We start from the raw sequence: 22,656 nt of genomic DNA, 5'->3' as shown, positions 1-22,656 counted from the left end.
TCAATCTTTCGAGAACAGGCCGCTCAGTGCACGCCGGATCATGCCGCGGGTCGACGGCTTGTGCCGTTTGGAAAAAGGCAACGGGCGGCAGACTTCCATCGCCGCCACGCCAACACGGGCGCTCAGCGCGCCGTTTACCAGACCCTCACCAAAACGGCGGGACAGTTTGCTGAGGACTGAGCCGCCCAGAACCGGCTCCAGCAGATCATCACCCACAGCGACGGCGCCCGTGGCGACCAGATGCACAAAGACGGCCCGCGTCAGACGCCATCCGCCAAAAAAACCGGCGCGGCCTCCGTAGATTTCGGCAATGCGCCGGATCATCCGCAGGGACGCCAGCATCGCCGTTGCGACATCCGCCAGCGCCAGCGGTACAAGCGCGGTCACGGTGGCCACCTGCCTGGCCGCCGCTTCGACCTCACGGCTGGCGGCAGCGTCGAGCGGGGCAAGCAATTCGTCCTCGGCAAGGGACAGCAGACCGCTGGCATCGAATTGCTCGCCCATGCGCTCGGCCAGCCTGTCGCGGCCCCATCTCGTGTCTTCGCGGCCCTTGTAGAACGCGACCAGCCGGTTCGTGACCGACCGCGCCTGCTCCAGATCAGCTTCGGCCAGCGCGGCATCGGCGGCGCGGCGCATTCCATCCACGCGCGACAGCCGTCCAATAGCCGCCAGTTCACGGATCACGATGATCAGCGTCACCAGTACCAGCGCCGCAATCAGCCCGGTGACGATCCACCCCAAAACAGGCGAACGCGCCACCAGCGACGTTGCAAAATCCCACGCTGCAATCGAAACCGCCGCGCCCACAACGGCCAGCGCCAGCCCCCAGAACCACCGGGACAGGGTAGAAGGCTTTCGGGCCGCAAGCCGGGCCGCGGCCTGCATTGCCTGACCTTGCGGCTGCGCAACATCGGGAACGGGTGGCGCCTGTGCTACGTCGGCAGCGGGTTCATCCGCTTCCAGATCAATCAGAACCGGGCCTTTAGCCATTGTTGCCGCCCTCCGCATTCCAGACAAACCTGATATCCGGCAGGTTTTCATCGTTGTCCGATCCGTTGCCGCGCGCGACCTCGACAAATCCGTGACGCGCATAAAACCTGCGCGCGGGCCCGTTTGCCTCGAACGCGTACAGCGACAGCTGAGATCGTTCGGTTTTGGCTCGGTCCAGCAATTTCCGCCCAATCCCCTGCCCCCGCGCCGCAGCGGCAAGATAGAGGGAATGAACCTCGTCACCATGACGCGCCAGAAACCCCACGACGCCCTTGTCCGTCTCGGCCACAGTGACCCAACCCTGATCGATCATCCTGCCGCAAAACGCGATGGTTTCAGCGCAGGAATGCAGCTCGGGCATCCAGTCGTTCTCGCGCGCGAATCCATGCAGGATTTCACCGGTCGCGCCGGCATCCGTACTGCGGGCGGGGCGGAGTTTTACGGTCACAGGCGGTCTCCGATCAAAAACTGGGCGGCCCGGTCCAGCCGGATGTGCGGCGGCCCGTCCCCGGGGCGAAGGGTCAGATGCGCCGGGGCAAATGTCATGAAACCGAAATCATCGTTCAGCCAGTTCTCAGCCCCGTCGCGGGCCGGGCCCAGCAGATGAGCGGGATCTGACGGCAGATCCCCGGCATAAAAGGCAGCCTGGTTCCCGGTATCCAACAGAGTGCCACGCACGCAGGGCAGTTCCGACCCGTTGTGATTGCGCATTTCTTCCGTCGTGGCACGCAGCGACGCCAGCGACAGGGCGGCGGTCTCGGCTCCGGCGAATTTGGCCCTGTCCTGCGCTTCGCGCGTCAGCGCCTCCATGATCGCGGTCAGGCGTGGGTGTTGCAAGTGGTGCAGATGATCGGCCTTGGTGGCAGCAAAGAGAATACGCTCGACCCGTTTGCCCAGCAGCAGCTGGCTGAGCCACGCATTTCGGCCGGGACGGAAAGCCGACAGGATATCTGCCATCGCGCGGCGCATGTCCTCGACCGCCTTCGGGCCCTTGTGAATTGCGCCCAGCGCGTCGACCAACACAACCTGCCGGTCGATGCGCGAGAAATGATCACGGAAGAACGGTTTGACCACCTGCGACTTGTACGCCTCGAACCGCCGTTCCATCTCGCGGTGCAGCGAGCGCCTGCGCGACGGGCCGTCAACCGGCAACGGCGCAAAGGTCAGAACCGGTGATCCGGCCAGGTCGCCCGGCAACAGGAACCGCCCCGGTGTGCAGTCGTAATACCCGCTGTCCCGCGCCCTGTTCAGATAATCCGTGAACGCCGCCGACAGTGCCTGAGCCGTCGGCTCATCGTGGTTCTCAGTGTGATCGGTTGCCCCGATCTGTGACAGGAAAACCGCTGCTTCGGACCGGTCTTCGATGCGAGTCAGCGTGTCCTGCGACCATTCCGCATAGGATTTCTCCAACAGGGCCAGATCCAGCAGCCATTCCCCCGGATAGTCCACGATATCAAGATGAACGGTGCGCGGTCCCTGCAACCCGGCCAGCAAACCGGCGGGGCGCGCCTTGAATGACAGGCGCAGTTCGGACACCGCGCGCGTGCTCTCGGGCCAGTGCGGCGCGGGGCCGGTCAGGTCGGACAGATGAGATTCAAAGTCGAACCGGGGCACCGTGTCATCAGGCTGTGGTTGCAGATAGGCGGCGTTGATCCGCCCCTCCTGCTGGGCGACAAGCCCCGTCATGCGGCCCCGATCCAGAAGATTGGCCACAAGCGAGGTGATGAACACCGTTTTGCCGGACCGCGCCAGCCCGGTGACGCCCAGACGTATGACAGGCTCGAACAGGGTTTCAGACACGCGGTCGCCCACGGATTCGACACCGCGCACAAGACTGTCTGCCAGTGATGAGATGACCAATCCGCCGCCCCGCATGGTTGTTTTGCTCAAGATAGGTAGCAAGCCCCGAGGTTGCCAGAGCTTTTCCCAATCCGGCTCTTGCCCGGACCGGCGCGGCGCGATACCAGCGCCACATGCCAAGATACGCGCTGAAAGTCGAATATCAGGGGGAACCGTTTGCCGGATGGCAGCGGCAAAAGGACCTGCCGTCCGTGCAGGGCGCAATCGAGACCGCACTGTCGCGTATCCAGCCGGGTGAGCACACAATTGCCGCCGCCGGGCGGACAGACGCGGGCGTTCATGCGTTGGGACAGGTGGCGCATTGCGATCTGGTGAAAGACTGGGATTCGTTTCGCCTGTCCGAGGCGCTGAACTATCACCTCAAGCCTCAACCCGTGGCCATCGTAAAGGCTGCGCGGGTGGATGACGATTGGCATGCCCGGTTTTCAGCACTCGAACGGCAATACCTGTTCCGCATTCTGATGCGCCGCGCCCCCGCCACCCATGACAGCGGGCAGGTCTGGCAGATCAACCACCAGCTGGATGTCGACGCGATGCAAGCCGGTGCGGACATGCTGATCGGGCGGCATGATTTCACGACCTTCCGCTCGTCGATCTGTCAGGCGGTCAGCCCGGTCAAAACTCTGGATGAGTTGCGGGTTGAACGGGTTCAGGGCTTTTCAGGGCCCGAAGTGCACTTCCACGTGCGCGCGCGGTCGTTCCTGCACAATCAGGTGCGCAGCTTTGTGGGCACGCTGGAACGGGTCGGCGCGGGATCGTGGACACCAGAAGATGTGCGCGATGCGCTGCAGGCCGCTGACCGTGCTGCCTGTGGCCCGGTCTGCCCGCCGCAAGGCCTTTACCTAGCGCGAGTCGGATACCCTGAACCGGTGTTCGACTGACCTATAGCGCGCGCATCAGCAACCCGCTTGCGATCACTGCAATAATCAGACCCGCAACCAGTTCGATAGTCGGGGCCAGCACAGAAACGAACCGCGTGGCCGAGGCCGAGGCCAGAAGCCCCCCGCGCAAGCCGAAGGATGTCCAGCCCACAAAGGTTGTGACCGTCGCAGTGCCCAGCGCCATGGCAAATGCCCCGGCGATGCCGACCATTGCGATACCCATCTGCCAAGTCAGGATCAGCACGAACAGCGCGCCGGTGCAGGGACGCGCAGCAATCCCCGCGATCAGCACCAACGCCTCGCGCAGGCTGCCAACATTCGCCACTTCCTCGGGGCTTGGGCCATGGCGGTGACCGCACTCGGAACACTCCCCGTGATCGTGGTGGTGGTGATCATGGTGGTCATGATGATGGCGCGCGGAAGACTGTGAGTTTCGATGCTGTCGGGCGAAACTGCGAACCGCACGCAGGACAAGCCATATCCCGATCGCCGCAATGGCCCCATAACTGATCGGAGCCATCACCTGTTCTGTTGTCCCGATCAGAGACTCGCGCGACATCTGAAACACCAGCACCCCGGCATAGACCAGAACGATCGCCGTTACCGCCTGCCCCAGACTGGACAGAACACTGATGGCGGACAAACGCCAGAAAGCGACCTGACGGCCCAGCCCGTAGCCGCCGATCAGAACCTTGCCGTGTCCCGGGCCGATCGCGTGGAAAAACCCATAGGCGAAACAAACCGTCAGCAGGGTCGCGACAGCTTCCGGCTGTTCCGCGCGCGCGGCGCGCAGGGAACGCGCGATCTGGTTCTGGAAGTCCCGTTGTTCACCCGCAGCCCAGGCAGCAAGATGATCGAATCCGCCGCTGCCCCAGAACCACAACAGCAAGGCACAGGCCAGCGCGACCGGAATGATCAGGAATTTGGACATGAAACGCGGATCTCGGTCGCAAAGCTTTCCCCGACAAGGGGGATATCATTTTCTTCAAGGTCGACATCTGCATCCAATGTCAGAAGAAAGGCCTGCATCTGCGCCAGTTGTCCGTCGATATCGGGTTCCCGGCGATCGATCTGGCAGCCATCCGGCCCGGAAATCGTCACCGGGCGCGTGACCTCGTAAGCCGTGTAGAAGGTTTCATCGAAAGGTTTGGCGGACAGGTCAGCCGCCGATACGCCGCCAGATTCGACCTCGCGCAAATGAGTTGTCACGATACGCCCGTCTTCGGTGGTCGCGGACGGCTCTGACGGCCCCGTCAATGAAACCGGCGTTCCACCTGCGGCGATTACAAGATCGCCGTTGTAGCCTGCGACCCATTGCATGTCGAAACCGGTCAGAACTTTCTGCTCGGCCTCGGACAGCACGCCGTCTGCATCCTGATCGAGTTTCAGGTCTTCCAGAACCAGAAGGGAATAGAATTCGTCATAGACCCAGGTCACGCGGACATGAGTCAATTGGCCCGTCTCATCGACAATGAATTCCAGCCCGGTGTCGATATAGACATGCGGGTGCGGAATTGCCGAAACCGGCAGGCAACAGGTTAACAATGTAATCAGCCAGCGCATGGCCAGAACATAGGGGCCGAAGGCCGCTGCGGCAATGCACTTCCAACACGGATCGAAACATCCGAAGGGTATGCGCTAGCGCGGTGGAAGCAGAACGAGTGTCTGCAACGCCGTACCCACTGGCCCCTGCGTGTCATACAGGATCGCTTGCGACATTCCGATTCCGTTCGGCTGCCAGTGCGAGGCCGACTCGGCCGCCAACCAGTCCGAGACAGGTTCGCGGTGGATGTGCAGCGTCAGGTCCGTGTTCATAAACCCCATGCCGGACGGTTGCACGTTGCACGAGATACCGTTGCCGCAATCGGCCAGCGGACACAGCGACTGAATGGGCGAAGGCCGTTCGGTGCCAAGCAAATGCGGCGTTCGCAACCAGATCGTCTTGGGACCAAGGCCCTGATTGCCACCTTTTGGATAGGCCACGTCCACGGCCTGCGCAAAACAATGCAGGTCATGCCGCAACTCCATCAAGGGAAAATCCCCGGTCACGAGATCATGAAATGCAGGTGCGAGAACCTCAGCCGTGGGAACCTGGCCCAGATCTTTGCGCACAAGATGCATTGTTGTTGCCGTTGCGCACAGCGTGTTGTCCAGATCATGCACCGTGACCCATGTTGTCGCCAATGTGCGTGTGTGCCGGGTGGTCTCGGCGGCAACCCGCAATCCCGCCAGCGGCAATGGCCGGATCAGGTCCACCGTCAGCCGGGTCAGCATCTTTTCGGGGCCTGTTTCAGCCTCGGCCGCGCGGACGATCAGGCCGGCAACGGGGCCGGCATGACAATGATCGGCGGACCACGGTCCGCGCGCCGGGTCGTTGCCGACAAACACGCCATCCGGGTCAACGTCAAAGAAAGCCTTTTGGCTGGGCATGGCAGTCATCGGTGTCGGATCCCACGGGTCATTTGTCGATCATGTTTCCGCGATCCGACGACGGACCGGGCTTTACCTTTGGACCGAGAATGACTTAGCTGCCCGAAAGATGTCCAGTTGGGTGACGGAACGTCATTCGTTCAAATCGAAACACATGGGGGTGCGAAATGGCATTGTTGGTTGAAACCGGATTGTCCGACTGGATCAGCGATGATGATATTGCGCGCGAAATCCGGCGACACGATCCGGACGCGGACGTGCGCACCCCGGATTCGATTGGCGATGCCGCAGACATCACGATGATCGCGCTTGTCGGCCTGCGCCAAGATCAGCCGAAGCGCTATCCGAACCTGAAACTCGTGCAGAAACTCGGCGCCGGGGTCGAGACAATCGTCAGCAATCCTGGCCTGCCCGAGCATGTCCGCATTACCCGCCTGAAACCCGACGCTCCCGCGCAGGGCATAGCCGAATGGTTTCTGGCGTATGTGTTGCGCCGGCAGCGGCACATGGCAATCTATGAAGCCGCCCAGCGCCGAGCCGAATGGACACCGCGCGCGCCCGGCTTCAGCCCTGATACGGTGGTCGGGGTATTGGGGCTGGGCCATATCGGTGCGCGAACCGCCCGGATGCTGCGCGATGTCGGGTTCCAGGTCATGGGATGGAGCCGTTCGCCCAAGCAGATTGAGGGTGTGACCTGCCTGCATGGCGAGAACATGCTGCCCGACCTGCTGAGCCAGTGCGATCATGTCTGTGCCATTCTGCCATCGACACCTCAGACAATCGGATTGTTCGATGCCGCGCTTCTGGATGCGATGAAACCCGGAAGCCAGTTGCTGAATGCCGGACGCGGTGATCTGATCGACGAAACCGCGCTGATGGCGGCGCTGGATCGCGGCACACCGGGTCATGCAGTTCTGGACGTCACCTCGCAAGAACCCCTGCCTTCGGACAACCCGTTATGGCGGCATCCCCAAGTGACGATCACCCCGCATGTGTCGGGCTGGCATCTGGGCAACGCATTGTCCGATGTGGCCGAGAATTTCCGGCGCCTGACCAGCGGTCAGCCTCTGCTGCACGAAGTCGACAGGGCGCGCGGTTACTGAATAGTCGGTGACTCTCAGGGCGTCAGAATCCAGTTGCCGCTGGCGTCCTTGCATCTGCGCGTTCTGACCTCGCGCGAACTCTCGGCGCCTTCGGGCTGAATAAAATGCTGCAGATGTACGCAGTTGCCGCGAACATCCCGGACCCGGATCGTTCCCTTTGATCCCGTGGCGTCATTGACCCAGCTGCGTTCATCTCCGGCCCGCGCGCTGCCTGTCAGCAACTGGTCCGCCGTGGCATTTACCACTTCAAAATCCGCAGGGGTCAGCCCCATCTCCGATATGATGCGGGACAGCGGTTTGGCGTCTGCGGCAACGCCCAGACCAAAACTCATTACCGCTGCGAAGGTTGCCAATTTCCTGGGCTTCATATTCGCCTCACCGTTCTGAAATAGATTTAGTCCCAAGACTATACTCGCGCTGGTCCGTGGCCAAGCCCCCCACGGCGCGCACCTTCAAATTATCCCGAACAAACCTATCGCAACACAGGCGCTAGGACCGCCGGTTTATTGCCAGCATAGTGCGACCGATACGAACCAGAGGCATTCGATGGCACATCCGACTTATTACGCCCCATCCGGCGGGCATCCCGGCCAGGACCAGATTCTGACAGACCGCGCCATGTTCACCGACGCATACGCGGTGATCCCCAAGGGCACCATGCGCGACATCGTCACCAGTTACCTGCCATTCTGGGAAGGCACGCGTCTATGGGTGCTCTCGCGCCCGCTCAGCGGATTTGCCGAGACCTTTTCGCAGTATATTATGGAGGTTCAGCCCGGCGGCGGATCTGATCGCCCCGAAACCGACGCGCAGGCCCAGGGGGTGATCTTTGTGGTCGAGGGCACGGTCACACTGACCCTTGGCGGCGATGTTCATGTCCTTGAAACCGGTGGCTACGCCTACATCCCGCCGGGTTCGGACTGGACGCTGCACAACCGAGCAGATGAAGTGACCAGATTCCACTGGGTCCGCAAGGCTTACGAGGCCGTCCCCGGCCTGCCCGTGCCCGATCCAATCATCACCAATGAACGCGACGTGGTCCCCATCGAAATGCCCGGCACCGAAGGGCGCTGGTCGACGACCCGCTTTGCCGACCCGCAGGATCTGCGCCACGACATGCATGTCAACATCGTCAACTTCGAACCCGGCGGCGTGATCCCCTTTGCCGAAACCCACGTGATGGAGCACGGGCTTTACGTGTTGGAGGGCAAGGCCGTCTACAGGCTCAACCAAGACTGGGTCGAGGTCGAGGCCGGAGATTACATGTGGCTGCGCGCTTTCTGCCCGCAAGCCTGTTACGCAGGCGGCCCGGGGCGGTTCCGCTATCTGCTTTACAAGGACGTTAACCGGCACATGCCGCTGAACCTGTCGCGGCGTTAAACGGGTAGAATGGTCATTTGCCTGTCAGGGGTTCACAGAAGCGTCTGAATCTGGTGAAATATCCTCGGGTTATAGTACTGGAGATTGCACCATGTTATTTCGCGGAACGATGTTTGCGCTTGCGGCCGTTATCGGCCTGACGGCGTTCGATGCCGCACCTGTTGCGGCCAGGGAAGAAACCAAATCCGTATTTGTCATGAGCCGTACATGGGCTGTGACACAGGTTTCAGACGCTCCGGTCATTTACCGCGCCACACGGGACAACAACAATCTGAACCCCTTTGGTCCGCCGCCGCGCCTGCGGACGATACAAGCCATAGCGGCGATCCAGCAGGCAACGGGTTGCAAGGTTATCCGCTCAAGCATGTATCAGAACATCTCGGGCCAGTTTTTCTCGCAGGTCTCCTGCGGTTAGAACGGTATCGAAACGGGCATTGAGATCGCCCGGTCAGCCTGCCATAGCTTGCCCATGAAACTCGCGATCAACGGATTCGGCCGTATCGGCCGCACAATTCTGCGGCAGGTTCTGGCCTTGCCGGAAGACAGCAATGTCGAGCTGGTGCTGATCAACGATATCGCCCCGCTTGAGACCTGCGCCTATCTGTTCAAATACGACAGCACCTTTGGCCCTTACGCCGGAACGGTCCTGGCTGAAGGTGACACCCTGATCGTGAACGGGCACCGGGTTCCGATGACCCACAGCGAGGATCTGACCCGTGTGGATCTATCCGGGGTCGATGTCCTGCTGGACTGCACAGGCATCGCACGCACGTCCGATGTTGCCAGCCGAGGATTGACTGCCGGGGCCAGCAAGGTGCTGATCTCCGGCCCCTCGCCCGCGACCGAAGTCACGATCGTACTGGGCGCAAACGAAGACCAGCTGGGCAACGCCCGGATCGTTTCGAACGCGTCCTGTACCACCAACGGGCTGGCTCCGCTGGTGCGGGTATTGGATGGGATCGGCGGCATCACCGCGGCCCATATGACAACGATCCATTGCTACACAAACAGCCAGCCGATGGTGGACGCGCCGCGCGGCGATCTTGCGCGCTCGCGTGCGGGTGCGCTGTCCATGGTTCCAACCACAACCAGTGCCACGCATCTGATTGACGAAGTCATGCCTCATCTGGCCGGTCGCATCTCGGGCGCCGCGGTGCGCGTACCCACCGCCAGCGTTTCGGCCGTAGACCTGATCGTGACCCTGGAAAACGAGATGAGCCCCGAGGTGTTTGACGCAAAGCTGCGCGCAGCGGCCGAAAACTCGCCTGTTCTGGGCTGGACGGACCTGCCTCTGGTCTCATCCGATCTGCGCACGCGACCCGAGTCGCTTGTGATCGCGGGCCCCGAAACTCGCATGGTGGGAAACAGGCAGGTCAGGGTGTTTGGCTGGTATGACAATGAATGGGGCTTTTCGGCCCGAATGCTGGATGTCGCGCGCCTGATGGCGGCAAACTGAAGTCGACGCAGCCCGCCAAACGGCGGGCTGCGATTCACGGATCAGTCGTGGGGCAAGCTGCCCGAGCCATGCCCGGCCATTCCGCCTGACACCTCTTCGGTGGCCTCATCCGCCAGTTCTTCGGGCAGGATCAGATTCAGCACAATTGCGATGACCGCAGCAGGCAAAAGGCCACTTTTCATCAAGATGCCCAAAGTTTCCGGCAAGTGCTGGACCGCATCCGGTTCCAGTTGCAGCCCAAACCCGATGGACAACGAGATGGCAAAGATCACCATATTGCGCCGGTTCCAGTCCACATCGGACAACATGGATATACCGGCGGCCACAACCATCCCGAACATGACGATCACACCGCCGCCCAGCACTTCGATCGGAACGGTGCGGATGATGGCCCCGACTTTGGGGACCAGCCCGCACAGGATCAGAAACAGCGCACCAATGGTCACGACATTGCGGCTCATGACACCGGTCATGGCGATCAGGCCGACATTCTGGCTGAACGACGTGTTGGGCAACCCGCCGAACACACCGGCAACCGCCGAGCCAAGACCATCCGCATAGGTTGCACCGGCAATCTCCTTGTCGGTGGCTTCACGTCCGGCACCGCCCTTGGTCACACCGGACACATCGCCCACGGTTTCGATGGCCGAAACAAAGGCCATCAGACAGAACCCGATCACGGCAGCGAACGAAAACTCGAACCCGTATTTGAACGGCATCGGCAATGCGAAGGCCGAGGCGCGGCTCCAGCTTGAACCGATTGCCTCAAATGTCACCATGCCAACCATCAGCGCGTATACGTAGCCGGCAGCCAGACCGATCAGCACCGCCGAAACCGACAGCATCCCGCGTGTAAAGAACTTGAGCGCAAGGGTCACGAAGATCACGACCAGAGCCGCCGACCAGTTCAGGGCCGAGCCGAACTCCGGCGTGCCAATCGCCGGAACGCCGCCAGCCGCGTATTGAATACCTACCTTGACCAGCGCCAGACCTATCATGGTTACGACCAGCCCGGTCACCAGAGGCGGCAGCGCAAACCGGATCTTACCGATCACCGCCCCGAGGCTGGCGTGAAACAGGCCACCGATCAGAACGCCGCCGAACAGGGCAGCCAGCCCATCGACGCCCTTACCGGCCACAAGCGGGATCATGATGGGCAGAAAGGCAAAGCTCGTGCCCTGAACAATCGGCAAGGCCGCCCCGACCGGACCCAAGGTCACCGTCTGCAGCAGGGTTGCGACCCCGGCAAACAGCATGGACATCTGGATCAGATAAAGAAGTTCCGGGAAATCGGGCGAATTTGATCCAAATCCGAATCCCGCCGCGCCCGCGACGATGATCGCGGGCGTCACATTGGACACGAACATCGCCAGAACGTGCTGTATCCCAAGGGGAACCGCCTTGTGTAATGCGGGTGTATAGTTCGGATCCCGAAGCTGTTCGGGCGTACCGATCGAAGTGTCGGCCATGAGTACTGTCCTCCCTGTCAGATTTCATGGGGGTCTTACCGCTTATCCTGCGGCTTCAACTGGCTACGGCACGACCTGATAGGGCGTGTCGAACCAGAATTCTTCAAGATTTGCGCCTGCGCCGATCCTGTCGACGACGGCAAACAGGCCGGGGGCGTGGAGCGGCGTCAGGACCCCGTGCCAGGTGCCGCGATGGTAATTCACCGCCTGCCCCGGCCGGGTCACAAAAGCCAGCGGTCGCCCGGGCTTGCCATCGGCGTCCGGCGCGACGATCACCAGAAAGGGCTGGTGGGTCATCGGGATAAAGGCCTGGCTGCCCTCGGGGTGCCGTTCGACCATGTCGAGCGTATAGGGAAGTGCCCGTGGGTTGGCGTTGAACAGGCTGATCCCGGCGCGCCCGTCGGCAAAATCCAGATCCGCCCGGTCGTGATACCGGCCGCATTGGCCCTGATTTATGATCTTGTCCGGCTCACCCGCAACGTCGATCACATCGCCGTATGGGGCAAACGCATCAGCGGTCAGCGGCTGAAGGCCGATCCGATTGCTCATGACGGCAACACATCCCGCAGGCGGAATTCGGCGATCCGTTCGACTTGTCGACAGGCTTCCGCAAATTCAGTGTCCCGGTCCTGCCCGATCCGCCGTTTGAACGCTTCCAGAATCGATGCCTTGTCGTGATCCCGAACCGCGATGATGAACGGAAATCCGAATTTGTCCGTGTAGGTCTGATTCAGATCCGTGAAAGTCGCGCGTTCATCGTCGGTCAACGCATCCAGCCCGGCCGAGGCCTGCTCGGACGTGCTTTCCTGGGTCAGACGTTTAGCCTGCGCAAGCTTGCCCGCGAGATCGGGATGCGCTGTCAGCACGCCAAGCCTTTCCGTTTCAGTGGCCGAGCGAAACATGCGGGCCAGGGCATTGTGCAGGCCGCCCGCCGTGTCATGCGCCGGACCCAGTTCCAGATCAAAGGCGCGCTCGGCGATCCAGGCTGAGTGTTCGAAAATGCCGCCATAGCTGGCCACAAAGTCCTCCCGGCTCAACTCGGTCGGCCTTGCGCGCGGTATGGGTGGGTAATGCGCGGCCCAGTGTTCTGCGATCTGCAGGCGCGTGGCGAACCACACATCCGAAAACCCGCGCGCGTAATCCAGGAACCGTTTAAGGGCCATCACCCGACCCGGACGCCCGATCAACCGGCAGTGCAGCCCAATCGACAGCATTTTTGGCGCCCCGGCCCCGCCTTCGGCATAAAGCGCATCAAAACTGTCCTTGAGGTAGGAGAAGAACTGATCGCCTGAATTGAACCCTTGCGGCGTTGCAAAGCGCATATCGTTGCAGTCCAGAGTGTAAGGCACGATCAACTGATGCCGATCACCGAACCGAACCCAGTACGGCAGGTCATCGGCATAGGTATCCGCGACATAGGCCATCCCGCCCTCTTCTGCCGCCAGCCTTACTGTGTTTTCCGAGCACCGACCGGTGTACCAGCCGCGCGGGCGCTCACCCACGACTTCGGTATGCAGGCGCACGGCTTCGGCAATCTGGGCCCGTTCCTCGGCCTCGGGCATGTCCTTGTGTTCCACCCATTTCAATCCGTGGCTCGCGATCTCCCACCCTGCCGACTTCATCGCGGCCACCTGATCGGGTGAGCGGGCCAGTGCGGTGGCGACCCCGTAAACCGTGATCGGCAGATCTTTCATCAATCGGTGCAAGCGCCAGAACCCGGCCCGTGATCCGTATTCATAGATCGATTCCATGTTCCAGTGACGTTGCCCTGGCCATTGCGCAGCGCCGACGATCTCGGACAGGAAGGCCTCGGACGCGCTGTCGCCGTGCAATACGCAGTTCTCGCCGCCCTCTTCGTAGTTGAGCACGATCTGCACCGCGATCCTTGCACCACCGGGCCAATTGGCATTGGGCGGGGTGGCTCCGTATCCGATCATATCGCGGGGGTAACGAGGGGGCTGCATGTCGTCTTCCGTTTCGGGTTTAACTTCCTGATTAATGCAATAGCCTAAAAATTCGTATCCGATTATCAAATCAATCCGAACGCTGTTTCCGGTTGTTTCGGCATTTCCACCATTTTGATGTTTGCGCCACACTGTGGCAAACCCGATGAAACAGTCAAAGGAGATCACTGTGGCAGGCTACCTGACAACCCATGTTCTGGACACGGCGCGCGGGTGCCCGGCGGAAGGTCTGAAAATCGCACTGTATCAGGTGTCGGGAAACTCCCATCGCAAACTGGTCGAGATGGAGACAAATTCCGACGGGCGCACCAACAGCCCCATCCTGCCGCAGGAAGACTTTGAAACCGGAACTTACGAGCTGATCTTTTTTGCCGGTGACTACCTGCGCGCAACCGGGCAGGCGGCAGAGGATCCGCTGTTTCTGGATCAGGTTCCTATTCGGTTCGGCATGTCCGATGCCGAGGCACATTATCACGTACCGCTGCTGCTTTCTCCTTACGGGTATTCGACCTACCGGGGCAGTTGACCTCTTGCCGCGCACCTGCCGCCCGTCACCGACCCTTTCAGGGTCGCCTTCCGTTGGGCCGGGCACTGCCCCTTGCAGGCGCAGCGCGGACTAGCCCTGAAAAACTGTTACCCGACTTGGTAGGGGTCGCAACCGCGCCGCGGCCTTGCCGCGGCGCCACGCCCAACGCTGTGCAGCGCCTGCAAGGCGCAAACCGTGGCGGGAGCATCGGCTCATCCCGTCGCTTGCGAGCTGCGCACGACCTTTCCGATACGCGAGATCATGAAATCCATGAACAACCGCGCCTTGGGGTCCTGATGGCGGCGATGGGTATAGAGGCATGCCATCTGCACAGGCACCGGCGGCGTCTGCGTCGCAACGGCCACCAAACGGCCCGCTTTCAGATGCTCCGCCACTTCAAAGGCGGGTTTCATCGCAATCCCCTGCCCGGACAACGCCCAATCGGTCAAAACATCGCCGTCATCGCATTCGAAGCGACCTGATACAGCGTATCGCTTCGGGCCCTCGGGTGTTTCCAGCAGCCATTGGAACTCTGTCGCGCCGGGGAAACGAAGGTTCAGACATTCATGCTTGTCCGAAACCAGGTCCGCGCCGGTCTGCGGCATGCCCCTGCGTTCCACATAATCCGGCGCGGCGCATAGTACCCGCTGGCAATCCGCGATCTTTCTGATCCGCAGGGTGCTGTCCTCGGGCTGGCCAATGAAAAATGCCAGATCCAGGCCTTCTGTGGTAAGATCAACCGACCTGTCCGTCAGCCGCAGGCGCACGTCAATCTCAGGGTATTCCAACAGAAAATCAGGCACATGCGGAGCCAGCAACCGGCGGCCAACCCCCAACGGCGCCGCAACGAATAGCGATCCCCTTGGCGCTTCGGTCAGATGGACAACTTGCGCCTCGGCCTCATCCACCGCATCCAGAACCGCGACCGCACCGGGATAAAAGGCGCGACCCTGTTCGGTCGGACTGAGGTTTCGCGTGGTGCGTTGAAACAGACGCACGCCCAGATGATCCTCAAGTTGGGAAATCCGGGCCGAGGTTACGGCAGGGGAGATCCGCAGGTCTCGGCCGGCAGCGGACATGCTGCCCAGATCATAGACACGGACAAAGGTACGGATGTTCTCGAGATAGGACATCTTATCGATTTTTTTGATACAGTTTGACAATATACGGGAATACCGAAGAAAATCCCTTTTGCCTAGTGTGACGGCAAGCAATCGGAGACTTCTTGCATGTATGACCTCGCCGTGTTCTGGGACTGGATGGCCTTTGCTGTGCGCTGGCTGCACGTGATCACTGCCATCGCGTGGATCGGATCATCCTTTTATTTCATAGCGTTGGATCTTGGACTGAACCGCGACATCCCCGGCCCCGCCGATGGCGAGGAATGGCAGGTGCATGGCGGTGGCTTCTACCACATTCAGAAATACCTGGTCGCGCCCGAGCGGATGCCGGACCACCTGACCTGGTTTAAATGGGAAAGCTATGCGACCTGGCTCAGCGGGGCGACGCTTCTGATGATCGTCTATTGGGTCGGCGGCGAGCTGTATCTGATCGACGCGCAAAAGGCCGATCTGGCGCTGTGGCAGGGAATTTTGATCTCGGCCGCCTCGCTGACCGTGGGCTGGCTGGCCTATGACTACTTGTGCAAATCCGGTCTTGGCGAACGCCCCACCCTTTTGATGGTGCTGCTGTTCGTGCTGCTGGTGGCAATGGGTTGGGGGTACAACCATATCTTCACCGGCCGTGCAATGATGCTGCATCTGGGGGCCTTCACGGCCACAATCATGACGGCGAACGTGTTCTTCATAATCATGCCCAACCAGCGCATCGTGGTGGATGACCTGAAGAACGGGCGCACACCGGACCCGAAATACGGCAAAATCGCCAAGCTGCGGTCCACACACAACAACTACCTGACGCTGCCGGTCGTGTTCCTGATGCTGTCGAACCACTATCCGCTGGCCTTTGCGACCGAATACAACTGGATCATCGCGGCGCTGGTCTTTCTGATGGGTGTCACCATCCGGCACTATTTCAACACCCGCCATGCCCGTGCCGGTAACCCGACCTGGACCTGGCTGGTCACCGCCCTGCTGTTCATCGCCATCATGTGGCTCTCCACCGCGCCGATGTACAAGCCGCTGGAAGAGGCCGAAGCGCAGCCGCTGACGCCTTATGAACAAAAATTCGCCGCCGCAGACGGGTTCGAAGAGGCGCATGACATCGTGCTGGGCCGCTGTTCCATGTGCCACGCTCGCGAACCAGTCTGGGAGGGTATCCTGTGGGCACCCAAGGGCGTGCTATTGGAAACCGAAGGCGACATCGCAAGAAACGCAAAGCAGATCTATCTGCAGGCAGGCGTCAGTCATGCGATGCCGCCTGCAAATGTCACCTTCATGGAGCCCGAGGACCGCGACGCCCTGATCCGCTGGTTCCGCAATGCGGGTCTTTGACCGCACAAAAGATTGCCTCAAATCGCAATTCGCACGTCATTTCCCTTTTCCTGCACCCCATCAGATGGTCTAACATGAAGTTGAACAGCCGCCGAACCGTACAAGGCGGCCAAAGTGATTTCGAGTTGGGGCAGTTGGAGCCATTTGATGCAGGGAAGAAGGCCGCGCGCCATTCTTAAGTGCTGGCTGTTTGGCGTTGTCGTGGCCATCGCGCCGACCACATTGGCGGCGCTGGAAACCACGTTGACGGCGCCCGGAGCGCCGAAAGAAGTGGTGGACCGCCTCAAGGAAAACTCTTCGGTAACAACCGCAGAATCGCGCGGGCTGGACACTCCGCTGGAAATTCTGTCCGCCGCGCTTTCGGATTACCGCACCATCGTTCAGATCCTGTATGACGAGGGGTATTTCAGCCCGGTCGTCAGCATCAAACTGGATGGTCAGGAAGCGGCCGATCTCAGTTCGCTGAGCGTTCCAAGCCAGATCAAGCGCGCTGTCATCACTGTGAACACGGGCCCGGTCTTTACCTTCGGAACAGCGCTTGTGCAGCCGTTGGCCCCGCTGACCGTATTGCCCCAGGAATTTGCCACCGGCAAACGTGCGACAACAGGCGCGATCCAGCAGGCCACGTCCACAGGTGTTCAGGCATGGAAAGACGCTGGGCACGCAAAGGCGGACGTTGCTGGACAAAAGGTCGTCGCCCGGCACAAACAATCCAAGCTGGATGCCGAGATCGATCTGGCGCCCGGCCCGCGCCTGACATTCGGAAGGATGTTCATTGATGGCGACACCACCGTGCGGCACAGATCGATCGAAAAGATCGCGGGTTTTCCCACGGGCGAAGTCTACTCCCCGCAAAAAGTGCAGAAAGTCGGCACCCGTCTGCGCCGCACCGGGACGTTCAATGTTGTCTCGATCAAGGAGCGGGAAGAACCCAACCCTGATGGCTCGCTTGATTTTGATGCCACGTTCGAGGACCTGCCCCCGCGTCGCATAACACTCGGGGGCGAGCTTGCCTCGCGCGATGGACTTGATCTGACCGCGACCTGGACCCATCGAAATGTGTTCAGGCGCGCGCAGCGGCTGAGGTTCGAGGCCGCGATCCGCAACATTGGCGGGGCCGAGAATATCGATGGGCGGATTGGCCTGCGACTGGATCAGCCAGACAGGCTGGGCCCCGACGACAGCACCTTTTGGAGCGCACTGCTGGAGCGGCGGGATACCGAAAACTACAACGTTACCGTGGCCTCAGTGGCATATGGTGCGCGGCGCACCTTCTCGGACCAGCTCTATGCCGAGGCATCAGCAGGGTTCCAGTATTCGGATGCGGATGATGCCTACGGCTCCGGGCGCAAATTCAGGTATTTCATCCTCCCCTTCCGGTCGGAATGGGACCAGCGCGACAGCAAGGTCAGCGCCACGCGAGGGTTCTATCTGGATGCGAATGCCATGCCTTTTGCCGGACTGTCCGAGACCGAGTCCGGCCTGCGCATTTTTCTGGACGGGCGCGGCTATACCAGTTTCGGAACCGGCGGCAGGCTGGTGCTTGCGGGCCGTGTGCAGCTGGGGTCGGTTCTGGGGCCGTCACCAGACGGGGTGACACCGGATTTTCTGTTCTTCTCGGGCGGTGCCGGAACCGTGCGCGGACAACCATTTGAAAGCCTCGGCATCCCGGTGGGAACCGGTGTGGCGGGCGGCAAGTCCTTTCTCGGCCTGTCCGGAGAGGTGCGCGGCAAGATTACCGACTCCCTTTCTCTGGTCGGGTTCTACGACTACGGCACGGTCGACACGTCATCCTTCATCGGCAGCGGTGCCGAGTATCATGCTGGTGCCGGCATCGGTGCCAGATACGATCTGGGTGGGTTCGGCCCGTTGCGCGTTGATCTGGCATGGCCGGTTCAGGGCGACACCGGCAGCGGGCTGCAGTTCTATATCGGGATTGGACAGGCATTTTGATCCGGCGGCTTTCATATCCGGTTCTGATCGGCGCGGTGCTGATCACATCGCCCGTGACTGCGCAGGAAGATGGCGGCGGCAGCATGCTGGAGAATTTCCTGCAGGACACCCTGTCCGGCGACGACCAGAACGTCCGGGTCAAGGGTCTTCAGGGCGCGCTGAGTTCACGGGCGACCATCGAAGAAATCACCGTGGCCGATGACGAAGGCGTCTGGCTGACCATCAAGGATGCAGTGCTGGACTGGAACCGGCTTGCTTTGATCCGCGGTCGCTTTTCGGTCAACGCCCTGACCGCGCAGGAAATCGACATCGCCCGCGCGCCCGGGGCGACCACCAAGGACACCCCCGCGCCTTCGGCTGAAACCAAGCCGTTTCAGCTGCCTGAATTGCCCGTTGCCATCCAAATCAGCGAAATCCGGGTAGACGAGCTGTCACTGGGCCAACCGCTGATCGGCGTCGCGGCCGAGCTTGCCGTGAACGGAAATCTGTCGTTGGCAGACGGCACTCTGGATACCAAACTGGATGTCACGCGACTGGACCGGGCCGGCGACCAGATCAGCCTGTCCGCCGGGTTTGAGAACGCGAGCAGTGAAATCCGTCTGGATCTGAAAGTGGTCGAGGATTCGGGCGGACTGATCTCGACAGCGCTGAAGATACCCGACAGCCCACCGATCGGTCTGACCGCCACCGGGTCAGGTCCCCTTACGGATTTCACAGCGGATATCGGCCTGAGCAGTGACAACCAGCAGCGTGTCGCAGGACAGGTCCGGTTGCGGTCGGCCACGGAGGCAGGTGGCGCGTCAGGTGACGGCATCGCCTTTACAACCGATCTGAAAGGCGACCTGACGCCATTTCTGGCGCAAAACATGGACACGTTCTTTGGCCCTGACACGCGTCTGTTTGTCGATGGCCGGACGCAGCCGGACGGCGCGCTGGACATTTCCGATCTCGAGTTTTCCTCGCAGGCGCTGAAGCTGAAGGGAGAGCTGCAGCTTGCCCCTGGCGGTGTACTGCAACTGGCGGCCCTTCAAGGGCGGATCACGCCGCCGGATGGCGAAACTGTCGTGCTGCCGATTTCGGGCGGTCAGACATCTATCGAAGCGGCTCAGATTTCAGCGCTGTTCGATCAGAAGAACGGCAACCTGTGGGATTTGAGCCTGACAACAAACGCTTTCAAATCGCCGCAAATCGGGTTGCAGCGGGCGCAGATCACCGGCCAGGGAACACTGGAACAAGGTGCATCCTTACAATTCGAAGGTGACATTCAGGCCGCGCTGGACGGGATCGATCTGGCGGATGCCGGGCTGAACGCGGCACTCGGCGATCGCATCACACTGGACGGATTGTTCAGCTACGGTAGTGATCAGTCGTTGACCCTGTCAGGGGTGGAACTGGTGGGTTCGGACTATACGCTTGGGGCGGACGCATTGATCAGCGGTTTGGCCAGCGGTCTGACGATTGACGGAACGGCGACCCTAGACGCAACGGACCTGTCCCGGTTCTCGGAACTGGCCAAGCTTGATCTGGGCGGACAGGTCTCGGCCCGGGTCGAGGGTAATGGATCACCGCTGGAAGGCAGCTTTGACGGTAAGCTGAACGTCGAGGCCCGCGATCTGTTGACGGGCCGGGACGATATCGATCCGGTGATTGCCGGCGAAACGACCATTGTGGTGGATGCAAAGCGCGACACGGACGGCGTCACCATCCGTGACCTTACAGTAAACGGCGAAACCTTGCAGGCGGCGGCCAGCGGTGAGGTCACGACACCGGACGGAAACCTGACCATCGACGGTCAGGCCAGCGTCAACGCGCAGGATCTTTCCGTCTTTTCGGGTCTGGCAAAGCGCGAACTGAGCGGCGCAGTTCAGGCCACCCTCGACGGGCAGGGAACCGTGCAAACGCTGGAGTTTGACGGAACAGCCAGCGTAATCGGACAAGACATCACAACCGGGCTTTCGGACATCGATCCGCTTTTGACCGGTCGGACCACTATCGAGTGGGATGGCGCCCGGACCGCCGACAAAATTGATATCCGTAACGCCACGGTAAACGGCACCGCACTGAACGCGCAGGTCTCGGCGATTGTTCAGAATCCGACAGGGGATCTGTCCGTTGATGGACAGGCGCAATTGAACGCGCCGGATCTGTCGCTGTTCTCCGGCCTGGCAAAACGCGATCTGGCGGGTTCGGTGCAGGCCGACGCCAATGGGACCGCCGCGCTGGCCAACCGGACTTTTGACATCAAGGGCGATCTGGATGCGCGCGACATCCAGACCGGTATCGAAGCGCTGGACAAGCTGATTCAGGGCCGCACGACTTTGACGGTGGACGCCGAGAAAACCGAAGAAACCGTCGATATCCGGGCATTCCGTCTGCAGGGAACGGCCTTGTCCGCGGACGCGTCCGGTGAACTAAACCGCGAAAACGGGGGATTGACCTTCAACGTCAGACTGGATGACCTGGCCAGGTTGGCAAGCACCCTCTCCGGTCCTTTGACCCTGACCGGAAATGTGGCACCCGACGGTTCAGGGCTGGAAGGCACCGTTAGCCTGCGAGGCCCTGACAGCTCCTATGCCAGTCTGGACGGCAATGTTGGACTGGACGGAAACGCCGATCTGGAATTTGACGCCCGGTTCAACAAAATCGAACGGTTTGTGCCCGAGTTTCCGGGGACAATTGCGGCCAAGGGTACGGCAAAACGAGACAACGGCGTCTGGACCATCAGCGCCAAGGCCGATGGACCTGCGGAAATCAGCGGCGATGTCTCGGGGACATTTAGCGAGACCACCGGTCAGGCCGACCTGACCGCGCAAGGTGGTTTGAACCTTGGCATCGCCAATGTGTTTATCACACCCAACAAGATCGATGGTCAGGCGCGGTTTGATCTTTCGCTGAAAGGCGCTCCGTCACTGGCGGCCTTAAGCGGAACGGTTACAACCTCCGGTACAGCTCTGGCCATTCCTGCGGCTGGACAGACCGTGACGGGGATCAGCGGTTCGGTCGACCTGGCGCAAAGCCGCGCTACCGTCGCGCTGAACGGTGGGATGCAGGCTGGCGGGTCCTTTACGGTCAACGGCCCAATAGACCTGACGCCACCCATCAATGCCAACATCACGACCGTTCTCAACAGCCTCGTGCTGACGGACAGGCTGCTATATGAAACGACGCTGAACGGCCAGGTCGCCATGACCGGCGCTTTGGCGGGCAACAGCTCGGTTGCCGGGCAGATCACATTCGACGAGACCAATATCAATCTCGCCGCAGCCTCCGGCGCGGTGGGCGCGGCACCCATTCCCAACATCACGCATGTCAACGAAAGCGCGGCTGGCTTCCTGACCCGGGAACGCGCGCAGCTGGTCGTGACCGGGGACAAAGCCAAAAGCGATTCGCGGATTACGCTGGACGTCAGCCTGCTGGCCCCCAAAGCCGTGTTTGTGCGGGGCCGCGGTGTGAACGCTGAACTTGGGGGCAGAATCAACATCGGTGGAACCACGGCATCCATCGTGCCGTCCGGTCAGATTGAGCTGATCCGGGGCAACTTCGACATTCTGGGGCGCAGGCTGGCGCTGACCAAGGGTGTCGTGACACTTCAGGGCGACCTGACACCCTATATCGAGTTCGAATCCTCAACCAGCACGTCGGACGGCACTGCCACAATTGAAATTGCGGGGCCACTGGATGCGCCTCAGGTCGACATATTTTCCGACCCTGAACGCCCTGCGGAAGAGGCCCTGGCGATATTGTTGTTCGGCAATCGCTTTTCCGAACTTTCACCCTTTGTGATCGCGCAAATGGCAGCGTCGCTGGCGCAACTCAGCGGTGCAGGCGGGGACGCAACCAAAGGGCTGCGCGATGCGACGGGCGTGGATACCGTCGACATTGGCGCCTCGGAGGGCGGTGCGGGCCGTCTGGGCGCAGGCGCTTATCTGAGCGACAACCTCTACACTGATTTCACGGTCAACACCGAAGGCGACACCGAAGTGAACCTGAATCTGGATGTTTCTGACAGTTTCACCGTGCGTGGCACGGTCGACGGGCGTGGTGAAACAGGTTTGGGCGTCTTTTTCGAACGCGACTACTAGGGCCAGGTGCGGTTCCAGAACCATCGGGACAAGTGTGTAAGTTTGTTTTGTCCTGTGCCAAAGCGCTTTTTTTTGCCTTGCTCCTTGGCGACTGCGGCGCGTTGAGGCG

Annotated in this window: 20 protein-coding genes; 9 read left to right on the top strand and 11 right to left on the bottom strand. The window is 61.0% G+C overall.

Annotation, left to right across the window (positions count from 1 at the left end):
* Genes ACR0J2_RS11630 through ACR0J2_RS11620 form a run of 3 tightly spaced genes read right to left on the bottom strand, consistent with a single transcriptional unit; the run spans position 1 to position 2,850 of the window.
* Positions 1-990 carry a YcjF family protein gene (locus ACR0J2_RS11630; RefSeq protein ID WP_480812654.1) on the bottom strand — a complete coding sequence of 330 codons (990 nt, stop codon included), beginning with the start codon at positions 988-990 and terminating at the stop codon, positions 1-3.
* A complete protein-coding gene (locus tag ACR0J2_RS11625; protein WP_480812653.1) occupies positions 983-1,438 on the bottom strand; it encodes an N-acetyltransferase family protein in 456 nt (151 codons plus the stop codon). The genes ACR0J2_RS11630 and ACR0J2_RS11625 overlap by 8 nt, the downstream gene beginning before the upstream one ends.
* Positions 1,435-2,850: a YcjX family GTP-binding protein gene (locus tag ACR0J2_RS11620; RefSeq protein WP_170613780.1), complete on the bottom strand. Its 1,416-nt coding sequence runs from the start codon at positions 2,848-2,850 to the stop codon at positions 1,435-1,437. The genes ACR0J2_RS11625 and ACR0J2_RS11620 overlap by 4 nt, the downstream gene beginning before the upstream one ends.
* 113 nt (positions 2,851-2,963) lie before the next feature.
* Between ACR0J2_RS11620 and truA the strand changes: the two genes are divergently transcribed.
* On the top strand, positions 2,964-3,731 hold the full coding sequence (gene truA, locus ACR0J2_RS11615) for a tRNA pseudouridine(38-40) synthase TruA (protein WP_480812652.1): 768 nt from the start codon (positions 2,964-2,966) through the stop codon (positions 3,729-3,731).
* A gap of 1 nt (position 3,732) precedes the next feature.
* On the opposite strand, the gene ACR0J2_RS11610 is transcribed toward truA, so the two are convergent.
* The 3 genes from ACR0J2_RS11610 to ACR0J2_RS11600 all read right to left on the bottom strand — a co-directional run bounded on the left by ACR0J2_RS11610 (position 3,733) and on the right by ACR0J2_RS11600 (position 6,161).
* Positions 3,733-4,662, bottom strand: coding sequence for a nickel/cobalt transporter (locus ACR0J2_RS11610; protein WP_480812651.1), 930 nt, complete (start codon positions 4,660-4,662; stop codon positions 3,733-3,735).
* Positions 4,647-5,294, bottom strand: a complete 648-nt coding sequence (locus tag ACR0J2_RS11605; protein ID WP_170807727.1) for a DUF1007 family protein — start codon at positions 5,292-5,294, stop codon at positions 4,647-4,649. Before ACR0J2_RS11605 ends, ACR0J2_RS11610 begins: the two co-directional genes overlap by 16 nt.
* 75 nt (positions 5,295-5,369) lie before the next feature.
* Positions 5,370-6,161, bottom strand: coding sequence for a thioesterase family protein (locus ACR0J2_RS11600; protein ID WP_480812650.1), 792 nt, complete (start codon positions 6,159-6,161; stop codon positions 5,370-5,372).
* Between the two features lie 167 nt (positions 6,162-6,328).
* Between ACR0J2_RS11600 and ACR0J2_RS11595 the strand changes: the two genes are divergently transcribed.
* Entirely contained in the window at positions 6,329-7,264 is a 936-nt protein-coding gene (locus tag ACR0J2_RS11595; RefSeq protein ID WP_480812649.1) for a 2-hydroxyacid dehydrogenase, read from the top strand.
* Between the two features lie 14 nt (positions 7,265-7,278).
* Here ACR0J2_RS11595 and ACR0J2_RS11590 read toward each other — a convergent pair whose 3' ends face one another.
* The gene (locus ACR0J2_RS11590) at positions 7,279-7,632 is read right to left on the bottom strand and encodes a hypothetical protein (RefSeq protein WP_170807724.1); all 354 of its coding nucleotides are present in this window, start codon (positions 7,630-7,632) and stop codon (positions 7,279-7,281) included.
* 178 nt (positions 7,633-7,810) lie between these two features.
* Between ACR0J2_RS11590 and ACR0J2_RS11585 the strand changes: the two genes are divergently transcribed.
* From ACR0J2_RS11585 to ACR0J2_RS11575, 3 genes are all read left to right on the top strand, one after another.
* Positions 7,811-8,644 carry a bifunctional allantoicase/(S)-ureidoglycine aminohydrolase gene (locus ACR0J2_RS11585; RefSeq protein ID WP_321251420.1) on the top strand — a complete coding sequence of 278 codons (834 nt, stop codon included), beginning with the start codon at positions 7,811-7,813 and terminating at the stop codon, positions 8,642-8,644.
* A 91-nt stretch (positions 8,645-8,735) separates the two neighbouring features.
* Positions 8,736-9,059 (top strand): hypothetical protein, encoded by a 324-nt coding sequence (locus tag ACR0J2_RS11580; protein WP_170613375.1) that lies wholly within the window; start codon positions 8,736-8,738, stop codon positions 9,057-9,059.
* A 54-nt stretch (positions 9,060-9,113) separates the two neighbouring features.
* A complete protein-coding gene (locus tag ACR0J2_RS11575; RefSeq protein WP_480812648.1) occupies positions 9,114-10,100 on the top strand; it encodes a type I glyceraldehyde-3-phosphate dehydrogenase in 987 nt (328 codons plus the stop codon).
* A 41-nt stretch (positions 10,101-10,141) separates the two neighbouring features.
* Here the strand turns inward: ACR0J2_RS11575 and ACR0J2_RS11570 are convergent, their stop codons facing one another.
* The 3 genes from ACR0J2_RS11570 to puuE form a co-directional block, all read right to left on the bottom strand.
* Positions 10,142-11,569 carry a uracil-xanthine permease family protein gene (locus ACR0J2_RS11570; RefSeq protein ID WP_480812647.1) on the bottom strand — a complete coding sequence of 476 codons (1,428 nt, stop codon included), beginning with the start codon at positions 11,567-11,569 and terminating at the stop codon, positions 10,142-10,144.
* 63 nt (positions 11,570-11,632) lie between these two features.
* Positions 11,633-12,118, bottom strand: a complete 486-nt coding sequence (locus tag ACR0J2_RS11565) for an ureidoglycolate lyase (RefSeq protein WP_480812646.1) — start codon at positions 12,116-12,118, stop codon at positions 11,633-11,635.
* Positions 12,115-13,533 carry an allantoinase PuuE gene (puuE, locus tag ACR0J2_RS11560; RefSeq protein ID WP_480812645.1) on the bottom strand — a complete coding sequence of 473 codons (1,419 nt, stop codon included), beginning with the start codon at positions 13,531-13,533 and terminating at the stop codon, positions 12,115-12,117. The genes ACR0J2_RS11565 and puuE overlap by 4 nt, the downstream gene beginning before the upstream one ends.
* Before the next feature lie 169 nt (positions 13,534-13,702).
* On the opposite strand from puuE, the gene uraH reads away from it, so the two are divergent.
* A complete protein-coding gene (uraH, locus tag ACR0J2_RS11555) occupies positions 13,703-14,059 on the top strand; it encodes a hydroxyisourate hydrolase (RefSeq protein ID WP_170678585.1) in 357 nt (118 codons plus the stop codon).
* Between the two features lie 212 nt (positions 14,060-14,271).
* Here the strand turns inward: uraH and ACR0J2_RS11550 are convergent, their stop codons facing one another.
* A complete protein-coding gene (locus ACR0J2_RS11550; RefSeq protein WP_170807720.1) occupies positions 14,272-15,192 on the bottom strand; it encodes a LysR family transcriptional regulator in 921 nt (306 codons plus the stop codon).
* Positions 15,193-15,288: 96 nt separating this feature from the next.
* Between ACR0J2_RS11550 and ACR0J2_RS11545 the strand changes: the two genes are divergently transcribed.
* From ACR0J2_RS11545 to ACR0J2_RS11535, 3 genes are all read left to right on the top strand, one after another.
* Complete coding sequence (locus ACR0J2_RS11545; RefSeq protein ID WP_480812644.1) at positions 15,289-16,512, top strand: urate hydroxylase PuuD; 1,224 nt, start codon at positions 15,289-15,291, stop codon at positions 16,510-16,512.
* A gap of 147 nt (positions 16,513-16,659) precedes the next feature.
* On the top strand, positions 16,660-18,465 hold the full coding sequence (locus ACR0J2_RS11540) for an autotransporter assembly complex protein TamA (protein ID WP_480812643.1): 1,806 nt from the start codon (positions 16,660-16,662) through the stop codon (positions 18,463-18,465).
* On the top strand, positions 18,462-22,547 hold the full coding sequence (locus tag ACR0J2_RS11535; RefSeq protein ID WP_480812642.1) for a translocation/assembly module TamB domain-containing protein: 4,086 nt from the start codon (positions 18,462-18,464) through the stop codon (positions 22,545-22,547). The genes ACR0J2_RS11540 and ACR0J2_RS11535 overlap by 4 nt, the downstream gene beginning before the upstream one ends.
* Positions 22,548-22,656: the final 109 nt, after the last annotated feature.

The organism is Ruegeria sp. CG4 (assembly GCF_056537185.1).
Note: the sequence above shows the minus strand (reverse complement) of the source record. Positions and strands in the feature narration are given on the sequence as shown.

What these genes read in the sequence shown, in the direction of transcription:
- truA (WP_480812652.1), top strand. Translation starts at nt 2,964, where the DNA reads ATGCCAAGATACGCGCTGAAAGTCGAATATCAGGGGGAACCGTTTGCC.
- ACR0J2_RS11595 (WP_480812649.1), top strand. Translation starts at nt 6,329, where the DNA reads ATGGCATTGTTGGTTGAAACCGGATTGTCCGACTGGATCAGCGATGAT.
- ACR0J2_RS11630 (WP_480812654.1), bottom strand. Translation starts at nt 990, where the DNA reads ATGGCTAAAGGCCCGGTTCTGATTGATCTGGAAGCGGATGAACCCGCT.
- ACR0J2_RS11545 (WP_480812644.1), top strand. Translation starts at nt 15,289, where the DNA reads ATGTATGACCTCGCCGTGTTCTGGGACTGGATGGCCTTTGCTGTGCGC.
- puuE (WP_480812645.1), bottom strand. Translation starts at nt 13,533, where the DNA reads ATGCAGCCCCCTCGTTACCCCCGCGATATGATCGGATACGGAGCCACC.
- ACR0J2_RS11590 (WP_170807724.1), bottom strand. Translation starts at nt 7,632, where the DNA reads ATGAAGCCCAGGAAATTGGCAACCTTCGCAGCGGTAATGAGTTTTGGT.
- ACR0J2_RS11610 (WP_480812651.1), bottom strand. Translation starts at nt 4,662, where the DNA reads ATGTCCAAATTCCTGATCATTCCGGTCGCGCTGGCCTGTGCCTTGCTG.
- ACR0J2_RS11585 (WP_321251420.1), top strand. Translation starts at nt 7,811, where the DNA reads ATGGCACATCCGACTTATTACGCCCCATCCGGCGGGCATCCCGGCCAG.
- ACR0J2_RS11550 (WP_170807720.1), bottom strand. Translation starts at nt 15,192, where the DNA reads ATGTCCTATCTCGAGAACATCCGTACCTTTGTCCGTGTCTATGATCTG.
- ACR0J2_RS11540 (WP_480812643.1), top strand. Translation starts at nt 16,660, where the DNA reads ATGCAGGGAAGAAGGCCGCGCGCCATTCTTAAGTGCTGGCTGTTTGGC.
- ACR0J2_RS11600 (WP_480812650.1), bottom strand. Translation starts at nt 6,161, where the DNA reads ATGCCCAGCCAAAAGGCTTTCTTTGACGTTGACCCGGATGGCGTGTTT.
- ACR0J2_RS11570 (WP_480812647.1), bottom strand. Translation starts at nt 11,569, where the DNA reads ATGGCCGACACTTCGATCGGTACGCCCGAACAGCTTCGGGATCCGAAC.
- ACR0J2_RS11605 (WP_170807727.1), bottom strand. Translation starts at nt 5,294, where the DNA reads ATGCGCTGGCTGATTACATTGTTAACCTGTTGCCTGCCGGTTTCGGCA.
- ACR0J2_RS11575 (WP_480812648.1), top strand. Translation starts at nt 9,114, where the DNA reads ATGAAACTCGCGATCAACGGATTCGGCCGTATCGGCCGCACAATTCTG.
- ACR0J2_RS11565 (WP_480812646.1), bottom strand. Translation starts at nt 12,118, where the DNA reads ATGAGCAATCGGATCGGCCTTCAGCCGCTGACCGCTGATGCGTTTGCC.
- ACR0J2_RS11580 (WP_170613375.1), top strand. Translation starts at nt 8,736, where the DNA reads ATGTTATTTCGCGGAACGATGTTTGCGCTTGCGGCCGTTATCGGCCTG.